We start from the raw sequence: 15,031 nt of genomic DNA, 5'->3' as shown, positions 1-15,031 counted from the left end.
TGTAGTGGGTGAATCTTGTTCACCCACTTTTTTAAAGGAAGGATTTTTATAAATAACTCACAAATTCTTCAATATTTTCTTGGCGACATTCTCTATCCGTTTTTTCTGCCGCCGTACCGATCATTAAGAGTGCCACGATTTCATCTTGTTCACGGCAACCTAGGGCTTGGCGTAGTGCGCTGCCGTTTACCCATTTACCGGTGATCCAAACATTGTCAAAGCCTTGTGAATGGGCAGCAAGTTGAATGCCGTATGCTGCGCAACCTGCGGTGACTAATTGTTCCCATTCCGGTACTTTTGCTACATCAGGACTAATTTTTGCGATAACAGCGATCACCATAGGGGCACGGTGTGCCAAATTCTCCGCTTTTTTTAACCGCTCTTCACCAAGATTGAGTTCGACTACCGCTTCTTTTAGCAAGACCTCCAGCTTATCCAGCCCTTCCTTTTCGATCACAACAAAATGATAAGGGGATAATTTTCCATGGTCTGGGGTACGAAGTGCGGCTTGGAAAATTTGTTCAAGTTGGCTTTTATTAGGCGCAGGTGCAGTGAGTTTTTTATTGGAACGGCGGGTGGTTAAAAGGGTTAAAGCATCCATTTTTCTCTCTCATATAAAATAAAAGTGCGGTGGATTATAGCATAGTTTTTAGCACGGGTTTATGTTACCCTAAGCACAATTTTTTGACCTATCTGATACCCTATGAACCCTATTTTTCGAGTGATTAAATTTTGTTGGCACGCACTAAATTTTATTCGTGATTTAGTGATGAATTTTTTCTTTTTAGTGTTTGTTTTATTGTTAATTACCCTGTTTAGTTTCACTAGTAATACGAAAAAAGGCAGTATGAATTTAACTGCTGATAAAGGGGCATTGTTACTTAATCTAGACGGTTATTTAGCAGACAATCGTGATGAGGCATTTGGTTGGCAACAAGCACTACGAGAGTTAAGCACAAACGATCACATTCCATTACAAATATCGACTTTCGATGTAGTTTATGCCATTAACTTGGCTAAAAATGATGATAGCATTCGAGGCTTGGTATTGGATCTTAATTATTTTTCCGGTGGAGATTTGCCGGCGATGGGCTATATCGGCAAAGCGATTCAGGATTTTAAAACTTCAGAGAAACCCGTTATTGCCTTTGCTAATAATTATTCCCAAGGCCAGTATTTTTTAGCCAGTTTTGCCGATCAAATTTATTTGAACCCAATCGGGCAGGTATCCATTCAAGGCTTGGCACAAGAGAATTTATACTACAAAGATTTATTGGATAAATTGGCTATCACGCCTCATATTTTCCGTGTAGGTACTTATAAATCTGCCGTTGAACCTTTTTTACGTAATGATATGTCGCCGGAAGCAAAGGCAAATATGAATCAATGGTTAAACGGTATGTGGGAAAGTTACGTTCAGATTGTCAGCACGAACCGCCATATCTCGAAGGAAACACTATTACCGAATGCGAAGCAATATTTAGCCGACTTGAAAGCCTTAAAGGGGGATAATACCGCTTATACTAAACAGCGTAAATTAGTGACAGATCTTGCTAGCAATTTAGATTTAGATAAAAAATTGACCGCACTTTTTGGCAAAAACACGGAAGGTGAGGTGAATATGGTGGATTTCTCTACGTATCTGTCCGGATTTGAAGATAGAATGGCATCTTCTTCAATGGGGGAAAATAAAATTGCCGTGGTGAATGTGGAAGGGGCGATTATTGATGGCGAAAGTGCAGAAGGGGATGTAGGCGGCAACACGGTGGCACGTTTACTGCGTAGGGCATATGACGATGAAAGCGTGAAAGCGGTGATATTACGGGTAAACTCACCGGGGGGAAGTGCTTTCGCTTCGGAATTGATTCGTCAAGAAGTCGATAATTTACAAAAAGCCGGAAAACCTGTTGTCGTGTCTATGGGAGCGATGGCGGCATCGGGGGGCTATTGGATTTCTGCTACCTCTGATTACATTATTGCGGATAAAAATACCATCACCGGTTCTATTGGTATTTTTGCAATGTTGCCAACCTTTGAAAATGCGATGAAAAAAATTGGCGTGAATGCAGATGGGGTAAAAACCACAGAATTGGCTGAAGGCTCGATTTTTAGTCCGCTCACAAAAAATACAAAAGATATTTATCAGTTAGAAATTGAGCATGGCTATGATAAATTTTTGACTTTAGTCAGTAAAGGTCGCCAAATGTCAAAAAATGCTGTAGATAACATAGCACAAGGTCAAGTATGGTTGGGTAAAGATGCCTTCAAACATAATCTTGTAGATGAGCTGGGAGATTTTGATCGTGCCGTAGAAAAGGCAGGTGAATTGGTAAATCTTCATCGTGATCCTGTGATTGAAAATTTTACAGTGGAATGGATGGTTGAAGAAGATACCGGTTTGGTGAGTAAATTATTTCGTGATTTTAGACAAAGCGGACAGTTACTGTTTGCACAATGGCTTGATCTTCCCAAACCTCTCCAACAATTTAAACAGCATTTCAATCAGCTAAATAAATTTAATGATCCCAAAGGACAATATTTGTATTGTTTGAGTTGTGGGGAAGTGAAGTAGTGAAAATTATTTTGATAAATTTTATTTAAAGCTTTCTGCTTGATTATCAAGATCAAAATAAATGGGAAACATTGCTTCAATTCGTATATGAAAATTGTATTCAAGGAATTGATTTTAATTAAAAAGCAGGGTAATACCTGCTTTTCTTTTATAAAGAGCGGTCAAATTTATCCTTATTTTAGGTATTATGAAGCAAATGTTCAAGGATAGAAATTTAAGCTACTAAGCATCTCCCTACAAATAAACCTGACGTTAGATTTGTATAATAGTGGCATAATACTGCTTATTTTTTATTCTTCATCGTCGAGAAAATATTTGCCAAAATCGGACCGGATACATTGTGCCAGAAGCTGAATAAGGCACTAGGTACGGCAGAAATTGGATTAAAGTGTGCTGCTGCAAGTGCAGCCCCTAAACCGGAGTTTTGCATACCGACTTCAATGGCAATGGCCTTGCTATCCGCCGTATTGAGTTTAAACAATCTTGCGGCAAGAAAACCTGTGAAATAACCTAAACAGTTGTGTAATACAACGACACTAAAGATTAATAATCCTGATTCCACAATTTTATCTTTGCTCACCGCCACTACGGCAGACAAAATTAAGACAATTGAAATAACGGAGATTAATGGCGTAATTTGGCCGGCTTGAGCAATGACGTTTTTGAATAGCATACGTATGAGTAATCCTAAGAAAATCGGGAATAAGACCATTTTTAAGACCGACATAAACATTGCGGAGGCATTAATATCAAGCCATTGACTTGCCAGTAAGTAGAAAATTGCTGGCGTTAAAAGTGGTGAAAGTAAAGTCGAAATCGTGGTGCAGGCAACAGAGAGAGCTGTGTTACCTTTTGCCAGATAGGTCATTACATTTGATGAAGTCCCGCCGGGGCAAGAGCCGACCAAGATGACGCCTACGGCAAGGTCAGAGGGTAAATGAAAGGCGTTAGCCAAGAAAAATGCGATAGCCGGCATAATCACAAATTGACCTACCACACCAATAAATACCGCTTTCGGATGTTTGGCGACTTCACCAAAATCATTGAAAGTGAGTGTGATGCCCATACCAAACATAACCAAGCCAAGTAAATAGGGGATGTAAGGGGTAAAAAATTTAAATGTGTCTGGAAATAGAAAAGCAAGAACAGCAAAAACGATCGCCCATAGTGCAAAAGTTTTACTGAAAAATTGGGTTAATTTAAGTAGTGTTTGCATGGTTTTTCCTGATTAAGTAATAGAAAGTGCGGTTGATTCTAAAAGTATTTTTCTTATCAATCAATCATCTATGTTTTGGCGAATCCAAGCACTTTCATCAAGTAGGCGCCCAAAATGACTTTCGACTAAACGTTTTGTTACGGTTGTTTGAGGCGTGCAAAACAGATCTTTAGGCGGGGCGTATTCAATGATTTTTCCTTCATCCATCACGAGTACTTGATCTGCCATATGTTTGACTAAACCTAAATCCTGTCCCACATAAATATAGGCAATGCCAAGCTGGGCTTGAAGCTCAAGGGTGAGATTAACCAGTTGTATGCGTACAGACGCGTCAAGTCCGCCAAGGGAATCATCCACAATGATAATTTCAGGTTCTAAAATAAGCGCACGGGCTAAGGCAATACGTTGTTTTTGGCTGATTGAAAGATGTTTGATTTTTAAATTGGTGTAATCAGGATAAAGTCCGACCATTGTGAGAGTTTGAAAAATTTTCTGATTACGTGTTTCTTCATCCCAATCCGTTGTGAGTCGAAGAGGGGTATCGAGAATTTGACCGATATTTTGACGTAGGTTAAAAGCTGAATTGGCATCTTGGAATACCATACGAATGTGCTGGGTTCGGTAATGAGGATTTTCAAAATCAAGAGGTTGATTGTTGAATTTTATTTCTCCCGAAGTGGGTTTTGTCATTCCGGCTATCATTTTCACCAATGTGGATTTTCCCGAACCGTTTTTTCCAATGATCGCAAGTGTTTGTTTTCGTTCAAGATTAAAACTCACGTTGTCCACCGCATTAAATGATCTTGAGCCAAACCAACGGGCTGGGCCATCAAAGGTTTTACAGAGATCGATGACTTGTAATAAAGGCATAGATTAGTCCTTATTGGGTTCAGTGGATAAGGTTAATGGAGAATTTACCACCGTTTCTTTGATATGTTTTTCTCGAAAGTTAATCGGAAAATGGCAAGAAAATTCATGTTGTTTAATACGATAACGTGCCGGTTTTTTGATACATTGTTTTTGTGAAAAAGGGCAACGTGGTCCAAATCGGCATCCCATCGGCATTTGTTCTAAAAGTGGTACAGTACCTTCTAATGTAGCAAGTTTAGCCTTAAAACCGAGCGGTTGGGTAAAATCCGGTACAGAGTGAACCAGTGCATGCGTATAAGGATGATGAGGAGATTCCAGTAAGGTTTGTGTTGGCGCTGATTCTGTATTTTGCCCACAATAGAGTACAGATACGGTATGACAAAAATCACTCACACTGGGAATATCATTGCTGACTAACAGAATGCTGGTACCTTGGTTTTGATTCATACTGGAAAGCAACCGGAATACTTGACGTGCGGTAATGGATTCCAAAGCATTAGTGGGTTCATCAGCAATTAACAGACGAGGTTGATTTGCCACCGCAATCGCAATCATCACTTTTTGACCTTCCCCTTCTGTGAGTTCATTAGGATAGCTTGCCATAATGTCTTTATGATTTTTTATTCCGACACGATGGAGTAATTCAATCGCACGACGTTTTTTCCAACCAAACCAGTGCCACCATTTTCCACGATATGTCCAGTTTGGAATATGTTGAATTAACTGTTTACCAATTTTCCGACTGGGATCTAAACAGGTGAGCGGATCTTGAAAAATCATCGAAATTTCTTTACCCACTAATTTTCTGCGTTGTGTGGGGGAAAGTTTTAACAGTTCAATATCATTAAAACGGAAACGATCTGCGGTGATAACCCAATTCTCTTTGGTGGCATTACCAATGACTTTTGCAATTAAACTTTTGCCTGAGCCGGATTCTCCCACAAGACCTAAAATGTCGCCGTCATTGAGGGTTAAATTGACTCCGTCAACAATTTTAACGCGGCCTGATGGTGTTTTGATTTCAATGTTTAGGTTACGAATATCCAGTAGAGCCATAGTTATTGATAATATTGGTTAATAGCTTTGCATAAGCCGTTGGTAAATACAATGCTTAACAAAATCGTAATGATGATTGCAAAGCCGGGGAGTAATACTGTCCAAGGGGCGAGGTAGATGAGCTCTAGAGAGTCTTTAATCATTGCCCCCCATTCAGGTGTTGGGCGTTGCGCACCAAGGGAAATAAAGCTTAAGGCGCTAATATCTAAAATTGTGACAACAAATGCTCGTGAAATTTCCTGAATATAGGAGACGGTAATGTTGGGTAAAATCGTACTACGTAGCAATTCACTGTTTGAAATTCCGTCCAATTTTAGCATCATCACATATTCTTTTTTCAGTTCTTGTTGAATCGCGCGATAAATAGCGTGCGTAAAATAGGGAAGTACAGCCAATAATGTGGAAATCACAGCATTCATCAAGCTTGGTTCCATAAATGTGGAAATGATGATCGCAATGAGTAAAATGGGGATAGATAAAAAAGCATCAAAAATATGCCCAAGGAAACGGGCTTTAATACCACCGGACATTCCCGCCCAAATGCCTAGTGCCCCTCCGATAATGGCGGCGAGGATAACCACGATGAGGGATGATCCTAGCGTATAGCTTGTGCCGATAATCACCCGACTTAGTACATCGCGGGCAAGGTCGTCTGTCCCGAAGAAAAAGGCGATCTGTCCTTTTTCTACCCATGAAGGGGGCATTAATTCTTGCCCGACAAATTGCATACTCTCGCTATATGGTGCGATAAGGGGAGCGAAAAGTGCGGTTAAAATTAACAGAAAAAAGAGGTAAAAGCTCATTAAGGCAAGGCGATTTTTTCGAAACTGTAACCAAATTTGATAAATCGATGCACTTTCACGAAATTCGTCCGGTTCTTTATCTTGCATACCAACCTTTCTTATTAAATGGATCGAGAATAAACATCACAGTTTTGGCTAAGGTATCAATTGTAATAATACAAATGCCTAATACAATGACACCGGCTGAAATGCTGTTGTAATCTTGGATGCTTACCGCATCAATGAGCCAACGCCCGATACCGGGCCAACCGAGAACGGTTTCTACCAGCATACATTGGGTGATGACTAAGGTGAATACGCGTGTAATTTGTGGCACGAGTAATGGAAAGGTATTGCGAAAAACATATTGTTGCAAAATTTTCCATTTTGACCATCCACGGGTGACGGCTGTTTTGGTGTAATTTTGTTGAAGAATATATTCTGCCCGCTGTTGAATTGTCCGAATGATTTCCATGGTTGGTAAAATACAGAGTATGAGTGTTGGGAGAGCGAGATGTTGTAATACGCTTTGTACGATTTTTGTGCGATAAGGTACATCAACAAACCATACATCAATCACAGGAAAGCCGGTAATCGGTTGGATTTCATAGAGCAAATTATATTGTCCGGTTGCGGAGATTTCCCAGTGATAAATCGCAGCCATATAGAGCAAAATGGGTGCTAGCCAAAAAATCGGGATAGATAAGCCCACATAAGATAAGGTTTGCAAGGTTTTAGAAAAAACTCCCTGATTATTGACCGCACTTAGAATACCAAGTGGAATACTTAAAATGAAGGCAAGCAATAGGGCGGTAAAACACAGCTCTAATGTGGGTGGTAACACCGTAAAAATAAGAGATTTTAGTGATTGCCCACCATTATAAGTAATTCCCAAATCCCCTTGTAATAAGGCTCTGAGATAATGAAAATAGCTAGCCAAAATGTTATTTTGGATGAACTCGGCATTAAGCGGATCACGCATTAAAATAGCAAAACTGATGATTGTTAAAATAAATAATAACAGTGTAACCCAAAGGAGATGACGCAATGCTGACCACAACATTATTTTTTCTCCTTAGTAAAATAAAGCATTGAAAAATTTATGCTGCCAAAAGGGCTCATTTGCACCCCTTTCACATTGTTATTAGCAACTAAAAAACGCTTTGCATTGGCAATAGGGATAATTGGCAGCTCTTCTAGCACGAGGTTTTGAGCGAGGTTGTAGTTTTTAGCGCGTTCATGTAATTGTGTATCAGTGAGTGCTTTATCCATTAGGCTATTAAATTTAGGGTGACACCAGTTGGATAAATTGGTCATATCACCTTTCGTTTCACAGCTTAAAATTGGGCGCATAAAACCATCGGGATCTAAGTTTCCGGCAAGCCAACCGGTGAGAATCATATCGTAATCTTCTGCTTTTTTGTTCCGTTGTTCTAGTAAAAATGTCCGTGTCACCGAGCGCACATTAACATTTACCCCTGCTTGTGCCAAATCCCATTTGATCAATTCCGCCATTTTTAGGGGGGAAGGATTATACATTTGTTCTTCGTTAAGCACCCACATATTGAGCTGTAAATTTTTGTTTGCCAGCACGTTTTGGGCGTGTTTTGGCGAATAATCAAACTCAAATTCAGGTGTATTAATATCCGATGCCCAAGAAACATTAGGAATAATATTGTTCGCAACCGTTGCTGTATTGTGATAAATATTGCGGACAATGCGTGCCCGATTAATACTTTGAGAAATGGCTTGGCGAATTTGAGCGTCCCGCATAAGCGGTTTATTAAAATTAAACGCAAGATAGGAAAGATTCATCCCCTCAGCGGACTGTAAATAATAGCGCTCGTGATTATCATGCAATAAACCCAATTGACTCACTTCCGGATAAGCAGCAATTTGGCATTCATTATTGAAAAATTTAGTTAAGCGTGCGGTGCGCTCGGTGGATAAATCAACCAAAATATGCTTAATTTTGGCATCTTTGTTCCAATAATTTTCGTGACGTAACAAACGGACATATTGATTATAGACGTAATCTTGTACTTGATAGGGCCCTGTACCGACAGGGTGGCTGTCTAATTGGGTGAGATTATCGTCAGCACTTAGCTGATAAGCATATTCTTGTGAAAAAATAATGGCATATTGGCTGGCAAGATGCGACAAAATAGAGGAATCAGGTTCAAATAATTCAATTTTTATTTTATAAGGATTCACGGCGGTGATGGACTTAATTTTTTGATTTAATCTAATACTATCAAAATAGGGGAAACGCACTTTTTTCGCTTGTTCATGAAATATACGATATTGTGGATTTTTACTATGTTCAGGATTATCTTGATTTAAAATAGGTAAATAGGTGTCATGCCCTAACACACGGTTGATAGAAAATATGACATCTTCTGCATTAAAATCACGGGTAGGCGTGAACCACGGTGTGTGATGAAATTTAACCCCTTTACGTAAATTAATGAGGATTTCTCTTCCATCAGGCGAGATAGTGTAAGATTGCGCTAAAGATGGTGTGACAGTGGCACTGTGGTTTTTAATTTCAAACAGCTTGTTATAAATTTGTTCTGTTACCACATTCATACTGGTGCCGGCATCTGCAGTTTGCGGATTAAACGAAAATCCTGAGGAATTCGTGCAATAAATTAAACCATTTTCTGTGAGGCTGAGCGGCACACGCGGTGCCGCTTGAACTTGGTTAAATAAGCTCACATTTAACAGAATACAGAAAAATATCAGATTTTGGCGTAACATAATGAATGTGTTATGGTAAATTATGCTGTAAATTTTAAGATATATTAGTCAAAATGGCTAGACGCTGCTTTTATTGAATATATTGAATTGTTGATCATCAAAAAATGATGAGATTATTGTCATCTTTAATCCGCAATTGTCGAATTTATCCTAGATCCTCATGTTTAATTCTATACATCAAGAACTCAACCAAATAATTAATCGCGGATTTGACCGCACTTTACGCCTTGCTGTCACAGGGCTGAGTCGTAGTGGCAAAACCGCTTTTATCACCAGCCTCATCAATCAATTATTGTCTGTTAATCAAACCTCAAGGAATCCTTTACCGTTATTGGAAGCGGCGAGAAACGGCACAATTATTGCTGTCAAGCGTGTTCCGCAACAAGACTTGAGCGTGCCACGTTTTGATTACGAAGCGAATCTTAGTGCACTTTCCCAACAACCGCCACAATGGTGTCAATCGACACGAGGGGTGAGTGAAACACGCCTCGCCATTCGTTTTCAGCGTCAAAGCGGTTTATTACGCCATCTGAAAGAACGAGGCACACTTTATTTAGATATTTTTGATTACCCGGGGGAATGGTTGCTTGATTTACCTTTGTTACATTTGGATTTTGAACAATGGTCCTTAGAACAAAAGCAAATTCATCAAGGAATGCGGGCGGCGCTTGCCCAACCTTGGTTGGATGAGGTAAAAAAATTAGATTTAAGTGCGGTCGTAAATGAAGATGTTTTAGCAAAACTGGCAAACATTTACACGGCGTATCTTCATCAATGTAAAGCTCAGGGGATGCAGTTTATTCAGCCGGGACGGTTTGTTTTAGCGGGGGAATTGGAAGGCGCACCGGTATTGCAGTTTTTCCCTTTATTGCATCTTACACAAGAGCAATGGAGAAGCCTTAAAAAAGAGGCAAAACCAAATAGCTATTTTGCCGTATTGAATAAACGCTATGATTATTATCGCAATCGTATTGTGAAAGGGTTTTATGAAAATTATTTTTCGACATTTGACCGCCAAGTGATTCTGGCGGATTGCTTAACACCGCTGAATCATAGCCGACAAGCTTTTTTAGAGATGCAGACGGGGTTAAATCAGTTATTCAAAAATTTTCATTATGGTAAACGGCATTTTCTGAACCGTTTATTTTCTCCACGGATTGATAAATTGATGTTTATTGCGACGAAGGCGGATCATATTACCACTGACCAAATGCCGAATTTAGTGAGCCTAATGCGGCAATTGGTTCAAGAAGGCGGTCGCCATGTGGAATTTGAAGGCATCGAAACGGAATACACGGCAATTGCCGCAATTCGTGCAACGAAACAAGTGATCGTCAATCAAAACGGTAAACAGATGAAAGCGGTTCAGGGCGTTCGGAGCAAAGATAAGCGATGGATTACCCTTTATCCGGGCAGTGTGCCGAGCAAATTACCAAGCCAAGAATTTTGGCAAAATCAACCGCACTTGGCGGAAAAGGAAGGAAAACCGGTGCTGTTTGACTTTGACAGTTTTGATCCGCAACCCCTTGAACAAGGTGAGGCGATCCCCCATTTGCGCATGGATGCCGTGTTACAATTTTTGCTAGGGGATCGGTTTGATTAGGTTAGCTAAAATGGATTGCAATCTCAGAGGTCAGTCGATCCAGCATTTCGTAACGTTTACGATACATTGAGCGTTTTTTACTGGCAATGTCTTCTAAGGGTTTGCGTTCAATATTAAGGGGGAGTTGCCAATAACGATCTTGATAAATGCCTTGGTTTTCTTGCCAAAATTCATCGTAGTTAAACAAGATTTTACTTCGTGCGGAGAGGCGATATTTACCTTGAAATTTATGTGGAATACCGACCAAATCACATTGCCAATGTTTTGCTAACTCACGGAATACGTGCATTAACATAAACATCGGACGAATGCCGTGTAAATCTTTCGTTGCTTGTTTGATTAATTCCTGTGAATTTCCATGGCGAGGGCCCTGCATAGAGGCAATCAGCAATTGATTTGGTGATAAAAAAGTAAATGAGGCATCATAGATGCGTTCATCATTTTTATTGCGAATATTCAGGGCAAAATAACCTTCAAAAGGATCGATAAAGTTTAAACTTAAATTGAGAGAAAGATCGTCAGTTAATTGACTCAACAAAACAACTTGCTCCTTAAGTAAGGTAGAGCAGAACGGCAAGCCCCACTTTTCTTCGGCAAGTTGTAAATGCTGTGTGATTGCACTAAAACGTTGCGGCGCGGAAAAACGTTTATCGCAATAAGTGGTTAAAAGCGGATTAAAACGATAATAATCTTGCTTAAAAAGTGGTTGCCATTGTGTATTTTTATTGAGAAATTCAATGAGTTGATGACATTGTTTGCGGAACATTAATGTATAGGCATAATAGCGAAGTCTTTCACGTAATTGTTTTGCTAATGGACGGTCTTTTGAATAGGGATACATTTGGACGTAAGTTGGGAGTGAAATTTTAGTTTGTATTGTCATGTGGATATTTATGGTGAATGTGAGTGTCATCGTCATGTCTCAATATGATGACCAAGAATAAGAAATAGGACGTATTTTATAATGGAAAAGCAAATTTTCAATCAGAATAATGACGTTGAGATGGAAACTTTTCAGCCAAAACAGGAATTTAACAACGTGGAAATTTTGCCTGATGAATCGTTAGAGGGCGAATTACTTGATGAATCCTTTGAACGTGCGGTAAAACCCGCCTCAAGCGGTTGGAAAACGACATTAAAATTGACCGCACTTTTATTTGGTGTGGCAACTGTCGCGCAATCGGTACAGTGGATTTTAACAAGTTTTCAAAATCAACAATGGATTTATTTCGTCTTTTCCCTTGTCAGTTTGGTTGTGGTGCTGTTTGGTGTGAAAGAGATTGTGGGTGAATGGCGGCGTTTAGTCTATCTGAAAAAACGTGAAAAATTACAGCAACAAAGTCGGTTACTCTGGCAGAAAAGTGCGGTCAAAAACGCGGATGTTTTTGCAGCTGATGGTGAACAAGGTAAAAAACTTTGCTTAGAAATGGCAAAAGGTCTGCAATTAGATGAGCAATCGCCTGCCATTGTTCAATGGCAAAGCCTGCTGAATGAGGCGTATTCCGCACAAGAGGTTGCCCAATTATTCAGTCAAAATGTGCTGAAACCTTTTGATCTCAAAGCGAAAAAATTGATTAGCAAAATGGTGGCAGAGTCTGCCGTGGTCGTGGCGATTAGCCCGCTTTCCGTCGTGGATATGTTTTTTGTGGCATGGCGGGGTATTAGGTTAATCAACAAAATCGCAGATATTTATGGGATTGAACTCGGTTATTTTGCTCGTATTCGTTTATTGCGTATGGTGTTGGTGAACATCGCCTTTGCCGGTGTCACCGAAGTGGTACAAGAGGTTGGTATGGATTGGCTTTCGCAAGATATTACAGCGAAACTTTCCGCTCGTGCGGCGCAAGGAATTGGCGTAGGGTTACTCACCGCCCGCTTGGGGGTGAAAGCGATGGAATTTTGTCGTCCGCTTGCTTTCCAAGCCAAAGAAAAACCGAAACTTTCCCATATTCAAAAAGAACTTTTGACCATAATAAAAGACATGGTATTGAATAAGAAAGTGAAGGAAAAGGAATTAGTGTGATAAAAAATGCGCGTTATTTGAGAAGATAACGCGCGTTTTTGTTTTAGAACTTGTAAGTTAAGCTTGCGTTCATTTTACGTTCTTGCCCGTAATAGCAATAGTAGTCACAAGAGGCGATATAACGGCGATTACCAACGTTATCGACATTTACTTGTGCAATCCAGTTTGGCGTAATTGCATAACGCGCCATGAGATCTACAACCGTGTAAGAGGGTACTTGTACATGAGAGTAAAGCGAGCCTTTTGAGGTAACGCTATGACCGTTATAACGTAAACCGGCTCCTAATGTTAAGCCGTTAAGTGCTCCCTCGTTAAATGTGTAGTTCGTTCTTAATGCAAAGACATTTGTTGGAATTGATGGTCTGTGAACCTTTTCGCCAGTGGCGTTATCTTTGGTTTCGGATTTAGTATAGGTGTAAGCGAGAGCAAGATTCCAGTTAGGCGTGATACTTACATCGGCTTGCAGTTCAAACCCTTTGCGATATACGTTGTCATCTTGGGTTGTTGTGCCAACACCGTTCATTCTTAATGCGCCATTATCTTTCGCACGGAAACCGGCTACGCTAATTACGCCATCCAACCAGGTTGGTAGATATTTCACACCTAATTCATATTGTCGGGTGATTTGCGGATCATAAAGGCGTTCATTACCGGAAAGACCGACTGGAATGCTAAAAGATTCACTATAACTAAAATAAGGGTTAATTCCATACGGTGCTTCATACATGAAAGAACCGGAGTATGAAGTATGGTTGTTTTTCACCGTTTGAGATGACGTATATTCATCTTGTTTTGCTTTATCGTGACGAATACCCAAACCTAAAACGTATTTTTCAGCGATACGGGCTTGATTTTGTAAATATAAGCCTAATTGGCGGGCTTTAATGCGTGTTGGCGTACCAACCGGAGTAGCGGATTGCCCCCAGTTTTGATGATAATTGGCTAAATTAGCGGAATAAGCCAAAGCGTATTGGCTATATAAAGCATCAACTTTTGCGTGACGATAATCCATACCAATACTTAGGGTGTTTTTTAACCAAGTATTTTCATATTCCCAATTAAGGTGATTATCCTGCGTATGGGTGATCATTTTGCCGTTGTTGTAAACCGTATTGCCACTGACCATATAGTTATTCGCACTTGGTGCAACAGGGGCAAATGTTGCCGAGTATGCGGAAGGATAAATATATCCGCCACGGTGGTAGTTTTGAATGTGTGAATAGCTATAACTTGAATAACCTTTTAAGCCATTAGCAAAATCATGATTGAATTCATAACCAATACGGTATTGGCGATTGGTTTCCGTGTCATTTAATGGATCGCCAAAGTTTACATTACGACTGTAATAGCCACCGTTAGGTAACGGGCGGAGCGTTCCTTCTTGCGGATAAAAGTTTGAACTTGGGATGCCGTGATCGCGTTGATAGCCGGCTAAAATGGTTAAATGTGTTCGATCGGAAATGTCCCATTCTAAGGTGGGGGCGATATAGAAGGTTTCATTTTCGGTTTTATCCCAATCACCATCACGTGTGCCGTAACTTAATACGCTACGAAGACGCACGGAATCATCGGCATTTAACCCGACAGTATAATCTACCCCGATGCCATATTGATTTTTATTGCCGGCCGTTAGTTTTACCTCTCCTTTACCCACTTGTTCTTTGTGTGGGCGTTTGGTGACATAGTTAATTAAACCACCCGCTTGCGCCGCACCAAAGGTCATTGAATCCGCCCCTTTTGTAACTTCAATCGCTTCTAAACCAAAGGTCTCGACCTGCGGTGTAAAGAAACCGTAAGAAAATGTCGGTAAACCATTAACCGCTTGCGTTACTTCCGCACCACGAACGCGGAACCAGTTAGTATTGGTGTCGGAACCGTAGATTTGATTGGCAAATCCAGCTTGATAACGGCCAATTTCATCGGCTTTCAGTACGTCTTGTTTATCCAAATCTTCACGTGTGATTGCTACGGCAGATTTAGCTTGATAAACCGGTACTTCACCCATTCTAAACATAGAACCACCTGTCACGGTGATTTCATCCAATTCTTCCACTTTTTGCTCTTCGGCATAAGCAGAATTCATGGCAAAAATGACCGCACTTGTCAGTGCACTGTAAATAAAGGTTTTCTTCATGTTGAGTCCTCTATG

Annotated in this window: 12 protein-coding genes; 3 read left to right on the top strand and 9 right to left on the bottom strand. The window is 40.2% G+C overall.

Annotated features, from left to right (window positions below; translation table 11 throughout):
* Window positions 1–46 precede the first annotated feature (46 nt).
* Window positions 47–601 (bottom strand): NAD(P)H nitroreductase, encoded by a 555-nt coding sequence (locus E4T92_RS06725; protein ID WP_135093941.1) that lies wholly within the window; start codon window positions 599–601, stop codon window positions 47–49.
* Window positions 602–712: 111 nt separating this feature from the next.
* Between E4T92_RS06725 and sppA the strand changes: the two genes are divergently transcribed.
* Entirely contained in the window at window positions 713–2,572 is a 1,860-nt protein-coding gene (gene sppA / locus E4T92_RS06720; RefSeq protein ID WP_135094033.1) for a signal peptide peptidase SppA, read from the top strand.
* 283 nt (window positions 2,573–2,855) lie between these two features.
* On the opposite strand, the gene E4T92_RS06715 is transcribed toward sppA, so the two are convergent.
* The 6 genes from E4T92_RS06715 to E4T92_RS06690 are packed head-to-tail and all read right to left on the bottom strand — an operon-like array spanning window position 2,856 to window position 9,256.
* A complete protein-coding gene (locus tag E4T92_RS06715; protein ID WP_135093940.1) occupies window positions 2,856–3,788 on the bottom strand; it encodes a bile acid:sodium symporter family protein in 933 nt (310 codons plus the stop codon).
* 60 nt (window positions 3,789–3,848) lie between these two features.
* Window positions 3,849–4,658, bottom strand: a complete 810-nt coding sequence (locus E4T92_RS06710) for an ATP-binding cassette domain-containing protein (RefSeq protein WP_135093939.1) — start codon at window positions 4,656–4,658, stop codon at window positions 3,849–3,851.
* A gap of 3 nt (window positions 4,659–4,661) precedes the next feature.
* Window positions 4,662–5,714 carry an oligopeptide/dipeptide ABC transporter ATP-binding protein gene (locus tag E4T92_RS06705; RefSeq protein WP_077542775.1) on the bottom strand — a complete coding sequence of 351 codons (1,053 nt, stop codon included), beginning with the start codon at window positions 5,712–5,714 and terminating at the stop codon, window positions 4,662–4,664.
* A gap of 2 nt (window positions 5,715–5,716) precedes the next feature.
* Complete coding sequence (locus E4T92_RS06700; protein ID WP_135093938.1) at window positions 5,717–6,604, bottom strand: ABC transporter permease subunit; 888 nt, start codon at window positions 6,602–6,604, stop codon at window positions 5,717–5,719.
* Window positions 6,594–7,559 carry an ABC transporter permease subunit gene (locus E4T92_RS06695; RefSeq protein WP_135093937.1) on the bottom strand — a complete coding sequence of 322 codons (966 nt, stop codon included), beginning with the start codon at window positions 7,557–7,559 and terminating at the stop codon, window positions 6,594–6,596. Before E4T92_RS06695 ends, E4T92_RS06700 begins: the two co-directional genes overlap by 11 nt.
* A complete protein-coding gene (locus tag E4T92_RS06690) occupies window positions 7,559–9,256 on the bottom strand; it encodes an ABC transporter substrate-binding protein (RefSeq protein WP_135093936.1) in 1,698 nt (565 codons plus the stop codon). Before E4T92_RS06690 ends, E4T92_RS06695 begins: the two co-directional genes overlap by 1 nt.
* Before the next feature lie 160 nt (window positions 9,257–9,416).
* Here E4T92_RS06690 and E4T92_RS06685 point away from each other — a divergent pair, with 160 nt between their 5' ends.
* A complete protein-coding gene (locus E4T92_RS06685) occupies window positions 9,417–10,859 on the top strand; it encodes a YcjX family protein (RefSeq protein WP_135093935.1) in 1,443 nt (480 codons plus the stop codon).
* A gap of 1 nt (window position 10,860) precedes the next feature.
* Here E4T92_RS06685 and E4T92_RS06680 read toward each other — a convergent pair whose 3' ends face one another.
* Window positions 10,861–11,742, bottom strand: coding sequence for a DUF535 family protein (locus E4T92_RS06680; RefSeq protein WP_135094031.1), 882 nt, complete (start codon window positions 11,740–11,742; stop codon window positions 10,861–10,863).
* Window positions 11,743–11,823: 81 nt separating this feature from the next.
* On the opposite strand from E4T92_RS06680, the gene E4T92_RS06675 reads away from it, so the two are divergent.
* Window positions 11,824–12,882, top strand: a complete 1,059-nt coding sequence (locus tag E4T92_RS06675) for a TIGR01620 family protein (protein WP_135093934.1) — start codon at window positions 11,824–11,826, stop codon at window positions 12,880–12,882.
* A 43-nt stretch (window positions 12,883–12,925) separates the two neighbouring features.
* Here E4T92_RS06675 and E4T92_RS06670 read toward each other — a convergent pair whose 3' ends face one another.
* The gene (locus tag E4T92_RS06670; protein WP_135093933.1) at window positions 12,926–15,016 is read right to left on the bottom strand and encodes a TonB-dependent siderophore receptor; all 2,091 of its coding nucleotides are present in this window, start codon (window positions 15,014–15,016) and stop codon (window positions 12,926–12,928) included.
* Window positions 15,017–15,031 lie beyond the last annotated feature (15 nt).

Source organism: Pasteurella sp. WM03, from assembly GCF_004570945.1.
In the GTDB taxonomy this organism is placed as follows: Bacteria; Pseudomonadota; Gammaproteobacteria; order Enterobacterales; family Pasteurellaceae; genus Rodentibacter.
The sequence above is the reverse complement of the archived record's forward strand: the minus strand, read 5'-3'. Positions and strand labels throughout refer to the sequence as shown.

Coding starts and splice junctions, on each gene's coding strand:
- E4T92_RS06705 (WP_077542775.1), bottom strand. CDS start 5,714: ATGGCTCTACTGGATATTCGTAACCTAAACATTGAAATCAAAACACCA.
- E4T92_RS06700 (WP_135093938.1), bottom strand. CDS start 6,604: ATGCAAGATAAAGAACCGGACGAATTTCGTGAAAGTGCATCGATTTAT.
- E4T92_RS06685 (WP_135093935.1), top strand. CDS start 9,417: ATGTTTAATTCTATACATCAAGAACTCAACCAAATAATTAATCGCGGA.
- E4T92_RS06670 (WP_135093933.1), bottom strand. CDS start 15,016: ATGAAGAAAACCTTTATTTACAGTGCACTGACAAGTGCGGTCATTTTT.
- E4T92_RS06710 (WP_135093939.1), bottom strand. CDS start 4,658: ATGCCTTTATTACAAGTCATCGATCTCTGTAAAACCTTTGATGGCCCA.
- E4T92_RS06690 (WP_135093936.1), bottom strand. CDS start 9,256: ATGTTACGCCAAAATCTGATATTTTTCTGTATTCTGTTAAATGTGAGC.
- E4T92_RS06715 (WP_135093940.1), bottom strand. CDS start 3,788: ATGCAAACACTACTTAAATTAACCCAATTTTTCAGTAAAACTTTTGCA.
- E4T92_RS06695 (WP_135093937.1), bottom strand. CDS start 7,559: ATGTTGTGGTCAGCATTGCGTCATCTCCTTTGGGTTACACTGTTATTA.
- E4T92_RS06675 (WP_135093934.1), top strand. CDS start 11,824: ATGGAAAAGCAAATTTTCAATCAGAATAATGACGTTGAGATGGAAACT.
- E4T92_RS06680 (WP_135094031.1), bottom strand. CDS start 11,742: ATGACAATACAAACTAAAATTTCACTCCCAACTTACGTCCAAATGTAT.
- E4T92_RS06725 (WP_135093941.1), bottom strand. CDS start 601: ATGGATGCTTTAACCCTTTTAACCACCCGCCGTTCCAATAAAAAACTC.